Genomic DNA, 13016 nt, shown 5'->3' with positions numbered 1-13016 from the left:
GGCCCGTTCCCACGTGCTCGTTAATAGTCCGGAAACATTCCACTTCCGCTCTCGGTGGACTTTTTCGCGCCCCCTTGTGTTCATCTTCGGACCGCGTCACGGCAGCTGCCGACCGCCGCCCGGGGCTCCCGGCCGCTGTCCGGCCCCTGGCCTGCGGATCGTCACATACCCGCGAGTATGGTCGGCGTGCGGCACACGGCTCGACGACGAGGGGCGGCACGGATGGCCAGGCACTGGGCGGATTTCCAGTACGAGATCTACCTCAACGGGATGACGGGTGCCGTCCCCCGGCTGCCCACCGATCTGACCCGGCTGGAGGAGCTGACCGAGCAGCGGCTCGGCCCCGGCCCGGTCGGCTACGTGGCGGGCAGCGCGGGCGACGGCAGCACGGCCCGCGCCAACCGGGCCGCCCTGGAGCGCCGTCGGATCGTGCCGCGGATGCTGCGGGACGTGCACGAGCGCGATCTGTCGGTGGAGGTGCTGGGCCGCCCGCTGCCCGCCCCGCTGGCGCTGGCGCCGATCGGCGTGCTGTCGATCATGCATCCGGACGCCGAGACGGCCGCCGCGCAGGCCGCCGCCGCGCAGGGCGTGCCCTACGTCCTGTCCTCGGCGTCCAGCACGCCGATGGAACAGGTCGCGGAGGCGATGGGCGACGCGGAGCGCTGGTTCCAGCTGTACTGGGCCAAGGACCGCGAGGTCACCCGGAGTTTCCTGAACCGGGCCAAGGCCTCCGGGTACACCGCGCTGCTGGTCACCCTGGACACCCCGCTGCTGGCCTGGCGGCCGCGCGACCTGGACCAGGCCTACCTGCCGTTCCTGCACGGCGTGGGCACCGCCAACTACTTCTCGGACCCCGCCTTCCGGGCCGGGCTGGCCAAGCCGGTGCACGAGGACCCGAACGCGGCGGTGATGCACTTCGTCGGGATGTTCGCGGACCCCGCCAAGACCTGGCCGGACCTGGCGTTCCTGCGCGAGAACTGGGACGGGCCGATCGTGCTGAAGGGCATCCTGCACCCGGACGACGCCCGGCTCGCGGCCGACGCCGGCATGGACGGGGTGGTGGTGTCCAACCACGGCGGCCGCCAGGTGGCCGGATCGGTGGCCGCGGCCGACGCGCTGCCGCGGGTCGCCGCGGCCGTCGGCGACCGCCTCACGGTCCTGTTCGACAGCGGCATCCGCACCGGCGACGACGTCTTCAAGGCGCTCGCGCTCGGCGCGCGGGCGGTGCTGCTCGGCCGCCCGTACGCCTACGGCCTCGGCCTCGACGGCCGCTCCGGCGTCGAGCACGTGATCCGCTGTCTGCTCGCCGAACTGGACCTCACCCTGGCCCTGTCCGGACACGCGCGCCCCACCGACGTCGGCCCCGCGGACCTCGTCGAGGACCCCGCGTGAACGCGCCGGACGGCGGGGCGCGGCCCGTCAGACCGTCCGGTCCGACAGCTCGACCGGCCGGGCGGTCGCGGTACCGGTGACGGCCGGCGGATCCAGGGCGGCCGACCCCAGGTCGGTCAGCCAGCGCTGGCCGACGGAGTGGTCGCGGACCTTGACGACGAGGCCCGCGCCCGGGTCCCCGCCCGCGGGGGCGAGGGCCAGGGTCTCGTCCCAGCGGGGCAGCAACTCGCCCTGCACGGTGAGGTCGTAGCGCACGTCGTCGCCCCGCGCCTCGCCCTCGTCGGCGCAGGTGCCGAGGATGACGACACCGGCGTCCGCGTGCGCGTCCAGGCACAGCGCCGGGTCGGCCATGCTGCGCAGCAGACCGTCGTCCTCGTAGGTCCACTGCTGGGTCCAGGCCGAGGAGCAGACCGCGAGTTCGGCCGCCGTGCCCGCCTTCGGCACGCCCGCGATGTCGAGGCACAGGTCGGCGTCGGCGTTGCGCAGCCGGGTCTGCCGGGTGCCGGTCGGCAGCTGGGCGCCGCCGGACGCGGCATGGGAGTCGGTGGCGGGGGCCGTGGCCTGGCCGCCGGTGACGCTGGCGGAGGCGGTCGGGTCGGTGCCGCCGTCGTCGCCCGGCCAGAGCCCGACGACGAGCAGGGTCGTCAGCACCCCGGCCGAGGCGAGACCGACGCCGTTGCGCAGGGCCCGCGACGAGCGGGACCCGTCCGCGGGCCGGCGGGTCGGCAGCGGGATGCGGGCGAGGATGCTCCGGGACGCCGCGCGGCGGGCTCGTCTGCCGCCGCGCCCCGCGGAGCCGCGGCCGTGGGCACCCTCCTCGGCGGAACGGCCGGGACGGGAGTCGGCATAGCGGCGGGCGCCCCAGCCGAGCACCGCCTCGGCGAGCAGGACTCCGAGGCGGCCCTCGAAGTGCCCGAGCTGTTCGGCGGCGGCACGGCAGTAGCGGCAGTCCACCAGGTGCCGCTGGACGTCCGGCAGCAGTCCGTTCCCGCGGCGCATCGGGACGTCCAGGAGACGGTTGTAGTGGCGGCACTCGGAGGTCGGCGACAGTTCCCGGTGGGCCCGTACGAGGCCCTCGCGGAGCTTCTCCCGCGCCTGGTCCAGCGCGTCCGTCGCGGTCTCGACGTCCATGCCCAGCAGGCCCGCGGGGACGGACACCGGCTCCGCCTCGACCTCGACGTGCCACAGCAGGCACTGGGCGAAGGGCGGCAGGGACTGGTACGAGCGCTGGGCCAGCTCGCGGTTCTCCGGGGTCATGGACTGGGCGGCGCGCATTCCGCGCCCTCCGGCGGGCTTCTGCAACGCGGGCAGCACCGCGGCTATGTCCTCCGCGGCGGCCCAGTGGCGCACGGTGTCACGCACGGTCACCAGCAGCCGGGGGCGCAGCGCCGCAGCCGGTTCACCGAGGTTGAGGCGGTCGAAGACCTGGTGGAACGCGGCGCCGGTGACCATCGCGGCGACCTGCGCCGAGGATGCCAGGCAGATGGCCGCGTACGCGTGCACCGGCTGCCAGTGCCGGGCGATGAGCAGCGCGGTCGACTGGGCGACCTCGGCGTCCGGGCCGCCCCTCATCCGGAGCGCGAGAGCCTCGTCGGATTCTCCGGGGTCCCCGCCGGGCGGGGAGAAGGGCGGACGAGGGGGGTGGGGGGTGGGCACTGAGCGGATTCCTTCCCGTGCGCGCGTGAGCACACAGAACTTCTGGTCACCCCAGGGGGCCGCGGGGTCGCCGCGTACCTTTCGGGTGGGTGCGGGAGAGCGAATTCGCCGGGTGTGCACCGCCCCCGTTTCACCGAAGGGCGATCGAGACCGGCCGTGGCCCCCGCACGGGTTCTTCAGCCTTACACAACTCACTCGTGCGCAACAAGCCGCACGAACAACAACCGCCTCTTTGACAAATAGTCAGATAGCGCGCCAACTCGCGCCCCATGTGTACGCATTCGGGAATACTGCGCCCCGTGTGAAACGCGCGCACACTCCGGTGCTCCGCGCACTCTCCCGGCGGCCCGGCCGGTGCGGTGGACTGGACCCCGGCCTCCCCTCGGAGGCCCCGCGCGGAACGGCGGCTCTTCCGCGCGAAACGGTCGCCGGCCTTGTTCGATCCGCCCTCGGCCGGCGACCTCGGGGCCCCTAGGGCCTGTCTGACCATTCCCGGGGAGGCGGGAATGGTCAGACAGGCCTTGGTGGGCCCTCGAAGCTCAGAGCTGCCAGGAGCGCAGCCGGTCGGCCGCGCCGTAGACGTCCGTCTTGCCGCTGATCAGGTCGCGGGCGAGATCGACGAGGGCGCCGTAGGGCGGGTCGATGCCGACACCGCTGACGAACATGTAGGCGACGGCGGTCGCACAGGCGAAACGCGCGTTTGCCGTCGGCAGGGGTTTCAGCAGGGCGAGGGTGTGCAGCAGCGCGGCGGCGCGCCAGGCGGGGTCCGAGTCGACCCCGAGCCGGGGCGGGTCCACCCGGTGCCGGGCGACGGCCGCCACCAGCGCGGAGAAGTCGTTGACGGTGGGCTGGTCGGGCAGTACTTCCTCATGGCGCTGAAGCAGCCAGGGCACGTCGATATGGATGACGGGGGCCATCGGTCAGGCGGCCCGCCCCTCACTCTTGGCGGGCGGTTCGTCGTCGGGGAAGGCGGCCGCGAACTCCTCGGCGTGGGTGGCGAAGAACCGGCGGAACGCCTCCGCCCCCTCCTGGAGCGCCCGGTGCCGGGCTATGTCGGCCGCGGCGGCCTCGCGCACGAGCGCCTTCATCGACGTACCGCGTTCCTTGGCGATCTGCCGCAGGTCCTCTAGCTCGCGGTCGCTGAACTCCACGTTGAGAGCTGGCATGGAACTCACGGTACCGCGCGGCCACTTTCCCGTAAATATCCGCAGGTCAAAGGCATATGCCTGCGGTACCCGAGGGTCGCGTGGGACCTTGGCCCGATCCCGCGCGGTCCCCGGACCGTGTCACCGACAGCAGCCGGGCGGGGTCCGGACGGGACCCCGCCCCGTCCGGACACGCACTTCACGCCGTGCTACGCGTCAAGTCTGCTGATCCGTACCGCCCCTCGGGTCTCCCCCGGGTGCGCGCTGGTCAGGGTGAGCCGCAGCCCGGAGCCGGTCACCGCGTCGAAGGCGATCAGCGTGGGGGCGTCCGAGGCGGTGGCCCGCTCGACGGACACGCCGGTCACCGGCACGTACCGGCCGCCGCGCCAGACCGCGACCTCGACCGCGGCGGGCGGGGTGTGCGTGGCGTCCTCGGTGAAGGACACCGCGACCCGGTCGAAGGTCCGCGTCCGGCCCCAGTCCACGCTGACCCAGTCCTCGGGGCGGGCGCCGCCGAACGCCGGGAGCAGGGCCGTCGCCGACTTCACGAAGGCGTTGGACCAGCCGGTGGCCGGGTCGCCGTCCAGCATCGCGGCCGGGAGCGTGTCGGCGCGGCCGGAGTAACCGGCGTCCGCGTGGGGGTAGTCGGTCGGGGCCGGCGGCTCGGGGGCGAACCGCGCCGCGGGGGTGGTCGCCACCGAGCGGGCCCGGGTGGTGCGCACGGCCGCGGTGTCCGGGCGCAGGCCGTCCGCGCGCGCCGTGACCTTCAGCGCGCCCGCCCCGGTGCCGGAGCGCACGATGGCCAGGGCCTTGCCGTGGAAGGCGGTCCGGGTGGTGGCCTGGTAGCGCTCGGCGCTCTCCTGGCGGCCGTTGTCGAGCCCGGCGAGGGAGCCGCCCTTCACCTCGAAGGTGATCAGGTCCTCGGCGTCGGGCACCACCACGCCCCTCGCGTCGACGACCTCCGCGGTCACGAACACCAGCGAACGCCCGTCCGCGGCGAGGGAGGTGCGGTCCGGGGTGAGCCGCAGGGCGTGCGGGGCGCCGGCCGTGCGCAGGACGTCGGTGGCGACCGTCTTGCGGCCGCGCCGCGCCACCGCCTTCAGCTCGCCCGGCTCGTAGGCCACCCGCCAGGCGAGGTGGAGTTTGCCCGCGCTGCCGTTGGGGCTGGTGTAACTGCCCGGCCAGGGGCCGCCGGTGAAGGTCTTGTCGTCGCCGGTGGCCTCGGTGGTCTCCAGATAGGTGCGGCCGTCGGTGGTCGTCTTGGTGTCGAACGTCCGGGTGCCGAGGGACTTCCCGTTCAGGAACAGCTCGACGGTGTCGACGTTGGCGTAGGCCCACACCTCGACGGTGTCGCCCGGCTCGTGGTTCCAGGTGGTCGGCAGCAGGTGCACCATCGGCTCGTCGGTCCACTGGCTGCGGAAGAGGTGGTACATGTCCTTGGGGAAGCCGGCCGTGTCCATCGCGCCGAAGAAGGACGCCTTCACCGGGAAGACGTTGTAGGGGGTGGGCTCGCCGATGTAGTCGATGCCCGACCACAGGAACTGGCCCGCGAACCACTTCCGGTCCCGGTCCTTCTTGTGCCCGTACTCGCCGCTCATGGTCCAGGAGGCGAGGTTGTTGTCGTAGGAGGAGGTCGCCCGCCGGCCGGGGGTGTGGTTCTCGCCGGTGTTGAGGTGTTCCGGCTCCTGGTACGCGCCTCGCGTCGAGGTCTCCGACGACGACTCGGACTCGAAGAGGAAGAGGTGCGGGTAGGCCGCGTGCAGGGCGTCCACGGACTGCGCGGTGTTGTAGTTGAGGCCGAGTCCGTCCAGCTTGGCCAGCATCAGATCGGCGGCGGAGCCCTTGGCGGGCAGCCGCCGGTATTTGTCGGAGCCGATGACGAGCGGGCGGGTGTCGTCGGCGGCCCGGATCGCCGCGATGATGCGGTCGGCCATGGCGAGTCCGGCGGTGGCGGTGGAGTCCGGGATCTCGTTGCCGATGGACCACAGCACCACGGCGGGCGAGTTGCGGGCCGCGAGGACCATCTCGGCGGCGTCCTTCTCGCACCACTGGTCGAAGAACCGCCCGTAGTCGTAGCGCGTCTTGCCGGTGCGCCAGCAGTCGAACGCCTCCACCATCATCACGATGCCCAGCTCCTCGCAGACCTCGATCATCTGCGGCGAGGGCGGGTTGTGGGAGGTGCGGAAGGCGTTGACGCCCATCGACTTCATCAGGGTCATCTGGCGGCGGACGGCGTCGGCGCTGACCGCGGCGCCCAGCGCGCCGAGGTCGTGGTGCAGGTCCACGCCCTTGATCTTGGCGTGGACTCCGTTGAGGTGGAAGCCCTCGTCCGGGTCGAAGCGGAAGGTGCGGATGCCGAAGGGGGTGCGGTAGGCGTCGGTCCGTTCGCCGGCGACCCGCAGTTCGGTCTCCAGGGTGTAGCGGTGGGGGGCGGCGAAGTCCCACAACTTCGGCTCGGGTACGGCGAGTTCATGGGACTCGGTGACCGCGCCGGCCGTCGCGGCGGGGACCGCGACCGTGGTGGACGTACGGGCGACCGTCCGGCCGCCGGGTGCGACGATCCGCGAGACGACCTCGACGTCGGCGGCGGCGCCCGAGTCGTTGACCACCTGGGTCCGCACCCGTACGAGGGCGCGCTCCGCGGTGACCTCCGGCGTGGTGACGTGGGTGCCCCAGCGGGCCACGTGCACGGGTTCGGTGACGACCAGCCGGGCCTCGCGGTAGATGCCGCTGCCCGAGTACCAGCGGCTGCTGGGCAACTGGTTCTGCACCTTGACCGCGAGGACGTTCTCGGTGGTGCCGTCGGTGTGCAGGAGGCCGGTGAGGTCGAGGGCGAAGCCGGTGTAGCCGTAGGGGTGGCGGCCGACCTCGGTGCCGTTGCAGTAGACGTACGCGTCCATGTAGACGCCGTCGAACTCCACCGAGATCCGCCGCCCCGCCAGGGCGGTGGGCAGGGTGAAGGCGAGGCGGTACCAGCCGAGGCCGCCGGGGAGGAAACCGGTGCCGCCGGTGGTGCCGTGCTCGGTGGTGGGGGTCTGTTCGATGCTCCAGTCGTGGGGCACGGCCACCTCGCGCCACCCCGAGTCGTCGTGGCCGGGGTCGGCGGCGTCGGCGTACGCGCCCGTCGGGTCGGCGAGCCCGCCCGGGTCGACCAGCGCGAAGCGCCAGCCGTCGCGCAGCGGGACCGTGCGGCGGCCGGAGGGGCCCCCTGCCGTGGCGGCCCAGGCCTGCGCGGTGCCCGGCAGCGCTCCGGCGGCCGGTGCGGCCGCGGTGGCGAGCAGGACCGATCTGCGCGTGACCGTCATGACAACTCTCCTTCATCAAAGCTCATCAAAGCCCAGAAGTACTCACAACTGATCGCGAACAAACAGAATCTGATGTCGGGTCACCCCGGCGCGTCAAGACTTCGTCAGGGCTCTTCCGCTCGCGGCGTCCCGTGCGCCGCACGCCACGGCCGGGACATCGCCGCGGCCGCGGCATCCCGCGTACGGCGTCACGGTCCCCACGGGAGCGGTACGCACTAGGCTGGAAGCTCAAGTGACCCACTTGTCACTGTGAGTGCGCGCGATGGAGTGGCGACGATGACCCCGGACTACCCGTTCGACGATGCCGCGACGGCACGGGCTGTCATCGCCGGTGACGGCACCGTGAGCTCCTGGAACGCGGGGGCCCGGCAGTTGCTCGGCTGGGAGGAGGCCGAGGTCGTCGGCCGGCCGGCCGCCCGGCTGCTGGCCGACGGGGACAGCCAGCCGGCGCCCGCCTCGGCCGGGGGCCGCTGGTACGGGACGGTCACGCTGCGCCATCGCGACGGCCGCGCCCTGCCGGTGTGGCTGCTCGCCCACCACCGGCGGCCGCAGGACGGCGAGCCCGGTCACTGGCTCGTCGTCACCCCGCTGGAGGTCGCCGACCGGCCGGCCACGGACGCCGCGCTGGCCCTGGCGGCGCTGGTCCACGCCCCGTGCGCCGTCGCGGTCTACGACGAACGGCTGCGGCTGCGCCACGCCAACCAGGCCATGTCCGAGGTGCTGGGCCTGCCCGAGGAACGGGTCCGGGGGCTGCGGGTCTCCGAGATCGGCGGCAGACCTCACAGCGCGGAGCTGGAGGCGCAGCTGCTGCGGGTGCTCGTCTCGGGCCGCCCGCTGGACAGCAGGTCGTATCTGCGCACCGGCGGGGAGGGCCGGCCGCGTGCCTGGCTGGCCCGGATGGCCCCGGTCGCCGACGCCGAGGGCCGGGTGCGGGGCGTGTGCCTGGCCGTGCACGACCTCACCGAGAGCCACCTCGCCCGCGAACGGCTGCAACTCGTCAACGAGGCGAGCATCCGGATCGGCACCACCCTCGACGTCACCCGGACCGCCCAGGAGCTGACGGAGGTCTGTGTGCCGGCCCTCGCCGACTTCGTCAGCGTGGACCTGCTGGATCCGCACGACCCGGGCGGCGAGCCGCCGGGGCCGTTCACCGCCCCGGCCGAACTGCGCCGGGCCGCCCACCGGTCGTTGCACCCGGGCACGCCCGAGGCCGTGGTCAAGCCGGGCGACGCCCAGGCCTACCCGGCCGGATCGCCACAGGCCGACGCGCTCACGGCGGGCCGCACGATCGCCGCTACGGTCGCGGGCGGCTCGCTGGACCAGTGGCTGACCTGGGACGACGCTCGCGGCGGGGCGGTCACGGAGCTCGGCGTCCACTCGACCATGGCCGTGCCGATCCAGGCCCGCGGCACGACGCTCGGCGTGGCGGTCCTCACCCGGTTCCGGCGGCCGGACCCCTTCACCTCCGACGACGTGCTGCTGGCGGAGGAGGTGACCGCGCGGGCCGCCGTGTGCATCGACAACGCCCGCAGGTACTCGCGCGAACGCGAGACGGCCCTGGCGCTGCAACGCAGTCTGCTGCCCCGCACGCTGCCGCGGACGGCGGCCGTCACGGCCTCCTCCCGCTACCTTCCGGCGGCCCGGGCCGGGGTGGGCGGCGACTGGTTCGACGTGATCCAGCTGTCCGGGATGCGGGTCGCCCTGGTCGTCGGTGACGTCGTGGGCCACGGCATCCAGGCCTCGGCCACCATGGGCCGGCTGCGCACCGCCGTACGCACCCTCGCGGACATCGACCTGGCCCCCGACGAGCTGCTCACCCACCTCGACGACCTGGTGCTTCGGCTGTCCGCCGACTCCGGCGGCGAGGGCCGCCCCGGCGAGGTCGGCGCCACCTGTCTCTACGCGGTGTACGACCCGGTCTCCCGGCGCTGCACCCTCGCCCGCGCCGGACATCCGCCGCCGGTGATCCTGCCGCCGGGCGGCACGCCGCAGCGGGTCGACCTGCCCAGCGGGCCGCCGCTCGGCCTGGGCGGGCTGCCCTTCGAGTCGACCGAGCTGTACCTGCCCGAGGGCAGCGTGCTGGCCTTCTACACGGACGGGCTGATCGAGTCCCGCGAGCTCGACATGGAGGCCGGACACGGGCTGCTGGTCGAGGCGCTGGCGACGCACACGGGCTCCCTGGACGAGACCTGCGACCGGATCCTGCGCACCCTGCTGCCGCCGGGCGGGGCCGCCGACGACGTGGCCCTGCTGCTGGCCCGCACCCAGGGGCTGTCCGCCTCCCAGGTCGCGACCTGGGACATCCCGGCCGATCCCGCGCTCGTCGCCCGGATCCGCAAGCAGGTCGTCGAGCAGCTGGCGCTGTGGGGTCTGAGCGAGGCCGCGTTCACCGCGGAGCTGGTGGTCAGCGAGCTGGTCACCAACGCCATCCGGTACGGCGCCCGTCCGATCAGGCTGCGGCTGATCCACGATGCGGCCACACTGATCTGCGAGGTCTCCGACACCAGCCACACGGCCCCGCACCTGCGCCGCGCGAAGACCTGGGACGAGGGCGGCCGGGGCCTGCTGCTGGTCGCCCAGCTCACCCAGCGCTGGGGCAGCCGGCACACCACCGACGGCAAGACGATCTGGGCGGAGCTGGCGCTGTTCGAGGAGAGCTGAGTTCCGGCCGAACCGGGCGGACTCCGGCCGGCGGCCGCGTCGGACCACCGAGGGAGGGCACCCGATGTACATGCCACAGTCGAAGAGCCTCTCCACCGCGCTGCTGTGCGCGCTCGCGCTGCTGGGGTCGGCGACCGCCTGCTCCGCCGCCGACGGCACACCGTCCGCGTCCCGGCCCGCGGCCGGCACCACGCCGGGCGCCACGACGAGCACGGCGGCGCGTACGACGGCGAGTACCGCGGTGAACACGGCGACCGGTACGGCGGCGGTGGCGACCCCCGGCACGACCGGTGGCCGCGCGCCCGGTGCCGCGGACGGCACCCGCTGTCACACCTCGCAGCTACGCGCCTCGGTCGGCCGCAACAACCCGGGGGCCGGGCAGGAGAACTTCCCGCTCGTCCTCACCAACGGCTCCCCACGCACCTGCACGCTGCACGGCTTCCCGGGCGCCGCGTTCCTGGACGGCGCGGGCCGGCAGGTCGGACCGGACCCGAGACGCACGTCCGGCCAGACGCCCACGACCGTCACGCTGGCCCCGGGACAGAGCGCCTGGGCCGGGCTGACGTTCTCGAACCCCGAGATCAGCGGGGCGAGCACGGCGGTCCCTGACTCGCTGCTCATCACCCCGCCGGACGAGCAGGACCCGCTCACGGTGCGCTGGACGGCCGGGAAGGTCCCGGTGGCCGGCAACGCGTCGTCGGTGTTCCTGACCGTGTTCAGCGCGGGCCGCGGCGCCTGAGGACCGCTCCACGCGCCACTCCGGGACCGCTCCACCCGCCGCCGGCCCGCCCCGTGCCGGTCAGCGGCGGCCGCCGCCTGCCCGGCCGTAGCCGCCCCCGCCGTAGCCGTAGCCGTCCCCGCCGCCGTAACCACCCCCGCCGTACGAGCCGTCGTCCGTGCAGGCGTACGGGTAGTACGCGCACATGTCCGCGTTCGTGGACGGGCTGCTCGGCGTCGGCGTCGCCGATGCCGTCGGGCGGGCCGCGGAGGCCGTGGGCGTGGGGGTGACGGTCCTCTTCGGGACCGCCGCGGCGGTGGGCGTGGCGGACGAGGTGTCGGCGTCCCAGTTGACGGCCTGCATCTGCGGGCCGGTCTCGGAGGTGTCGATCACCCAGCGCTGGACCGAGGTGTCGGTGCGGTTCTTCACCACCAGGGCGCCCGATCCGTCGGCGGCGGCGGGGCTGAGGGCCAGGTTCTGGTCCGAGCGGGGCACCAGGGTGCCCTGGAGGGTGAAGTCGTAGCGGACGTTCCTGCCTCCCGGCTCGGACTCGCCCGCGCACGGCGCCAGCCGCACCGAGTAGCCGAGCCGGGAGTCCAGGCACAGACCGCGTACCGCGGCGCTGCGCAGCAGGCCGTCGGTCTCGTACGTCCACTGCTCGCTCGCCGCGGACGAGCAGGTGGCGAGGACGGCCTCGGCGCCCTCGACGGGCTTGCCGGAGACGGCGACGCAGAGTCCGGAGGCCAGGTTGTGCAGCCGGCCGCGCAGGGCGCCCTGCTGCTCCGCCCCGCTGCTGATCCAGGAGGGACGGCTGGTCGCCGTGCTGTTCGTACCGGTGCCGGTGACCTCGGTGCCGCCCTCGGTCCGGCCCGCCCGGTGCTCGGAGCCCAGGGCCGACCACAGGACCAGGGGCAGGACGACCAGACCGCTGACCGTGAGGACGGCGGCGGTGAGGTTGCGGCGCCGGGCGGCCCTGGCCCGCTGGGCGGAGCGGCGCGCGCCCCGCGGCCGGACGGCCTCACCGGGCTCGGGCTCCGCGGACGTGAACGACTCCCCCGCGACGCCCCCGGCCGTGCCGGAGTCCGCCGCGCCGGTTCCCGGCGCGGGCTGTCGCTCATGGACCGCGCCGGCCTCGGCCCCCAGGGGACCGGTCAGCCGCGACGCGACATAGTCGGCGGCGCCCCAGCCGAGCACGCCCTCGGCCAGGGCGAGACCGAACCCCGTGTTGAACACGGCCAGTTGGTCGGCCGTGTCACGGCAGTGCCGACAGCCCTCCAGGTGTCGGCGCAGATCGGGGTCGACCTCGGAGCCGCCGCGCCGGTAGGTGACGTCCAGCAGGCGGAGGTACTGACGGCACTCCTGCCGGGGCGCGAGCTCCTGGTGGAGCTGGAGGCACTCCTCGCGCATCCGGTCGCGGCCCCGGCGCAGCGCGACCCGCGCGCCCTCCTCGTCCAGACCGATCAGCGCGGCGGGCACGGACAGCGACTCGGCCTCGACCTCGACGTGCCACAGCAGACAACGAGCGGCCTGGGGCAGCCGCTGGAACGCGCTGGACAACAGACGCCGGTTCGCGGGCGGCAGCAGCCGGGCGGCCGCCCGGTCGCCGTCCTCGGCCGCGGAGCGCAGTGCGGGGTGGAGCAGATCGCGCCGGTCGTCGGTGTCCCACTCGGCCGCTATCCGGCGCACGGTGACGAGCAGCCGGGGCCGCCAGGCCGCGGTCGGCCCCTCGTGACGCATGGACTCGCCGAACAGCCGGGTGAACGCGGCGGTGGTCAGCATGCCCGCGGCACGGGGGCCGTCGGTGCACAACCGGGCATAGGCGAAGGCCGCTTCCCAGTGGCGGTCCAGCAACTCGCCGACGGGATGCAGTGCGGGTGACGCCCCCGTCCACTGCTTCAGCTCCGCGCTCAGCTGAGCGTCGGTCGCCCCGAACCGGAGCTCGGGTTCCGGGGAATTCGTCGGGCCTGCCTCATTCACGGCTGCATTCCTCCCAATGACCTGCGGCATAAGTCCGTACCAAGGGTCACGGGACTCCGCCGACAGGATGACGGGAGCCCCGATTGCACGGTGTTCGGCATCTCGGGCGTCCGCCGGTGGCCGCTCTTTCGAAGCGTGGGGGGTGGACGGGAGTGACCTTGT

Annotated in this window: 8 protein-coding genes; 3 read left to right on the top strand and 5 right to left on the bottom strand. The window is 73.9% G+C overall.

Going from position 1 to position 13016, the window contains the following annotated elements:
- Positions 1–222 precede the first annotated feature (222 nt).
- Positions 223–1392, top strand: coding sequence for a lactate 2-monooxygenase (locus tag ACZ60B_RS13645; RefSeq protein ID WP_469386377.1), 1170 nt, complete (start codon positions 223–225; stop codon positions 1390–1392).
- A gap of 27 nt (positions 1393–1419) precedes the next feature.
- Here the strand turns inward: ACZ60B_RS13645 and ACZ60B_RS13640 are convergent, their stop codons facing one another.
- From ACZ60B_RS13640 to ACZ60B_RS13625, 4 genes are all read right to left on the bottom strand, one after another.
- Positions 1420–3048, bottom strand: a complete 1629-nt coding sequence (locus ACZ60B_RS13640) for a ricin-type beta-trefoil lectin domain protein (RefSeq protein ID WP_469386375.1) — start codon at positions 3046–3048, stop codon at positions 1420–1422.
- A 539-nt stretch (positions 3049–3587) separates the two neighbouring features.
- Positions 3588–3965 (bottom strand): toxin Doc, encoded by a 378-nt coding sequence (locus ACZ60B_RS13635; protein WP_469386373.1) that lies wholly within the window; start codon positions 3963–3965, stop codon positions 3588–3590.
- A 3-nt stretch (positions 3966–3968) separates the two neighbouring features.
- Positions 3969–4214, bottom strand: coding sequence for a hypothetical protein (locus ACZ60B_RS13630; RefSeq protein ID WP_152895220.1), 246 nt, complete (start codon positions 4212–4214; stop codon positions 3969–3971).
- Between the two features lie 188 nt (positions 4215–4402).
- Positions 4403–7498, bottom strand: coding sequence for a glycoside hydrolase family 2 TIM barrel-domain containing protein (locus tag ACZ60B_RS13625; protein ID WP_469386370.1), 3096 nt, complete (start codon positions 7496–7498; stop codon positions 4403–4405).
- A 276-nt stretch (positions 7499–7774) separates the two neighbouring features.
- Here ACZ60B_RS13625 and ACZ60B_RS13620 point away from each other — a divergent pair, with 276 nt between their 5' ends.
- Together ACZ60B_RS13620 and ACZ60B_RS13615 are read left to right on the top strand one after the other, a co-directional pair.
- A complete protein-coding gene (locus ACZ60B_RS13620) occupies positions 7775–10159 on the top strand; it encodes a SpoIIE family protein phosphatase (protein WP_469386368.1) in 2385 nt (794 codons plus the stop codon).
- Between the two features lie 64 nt (positions 10160–10223).
- Positions 10224–10898: a DUF4232 domain-containing protein gene (locus ACZ60B_RS13615; protein WP_469386366.1), complete on the top strand. Its 675-nt coding sequence runs from the start codon at positions 10224–10226 to the stop codon at positions 10896–10898.
- Between the two features lie 60 nt (positions 10899–10958).
- On the opposite strand, the gene ACZ60B_RS13610 is transcribed toward ACZ60B_RS13615, so the two are convergent.
- Positions 10959–12854 (bottom strand): ricin-type beta-trefoil lectin domain protein, encoded by a 1896-nt coding sequence (locus ACZ60B_RS13610; RefSeq protein ID WP_469386364.1) that lies wholly within the window; start codon positions 12852–12854, stop codon positions 10959–10961.
- Positions 12855–13016: the final 162 nt, after the last annotated feature.

The organism is Streptomyces sp. NPDC104096, from assembly GCF_055584385.1.
The sequence above is the reverse complement of the archived record's forward strand: the minus strand, read 5'-3'. Positions and strand labels throughout refer to the sequence as shown.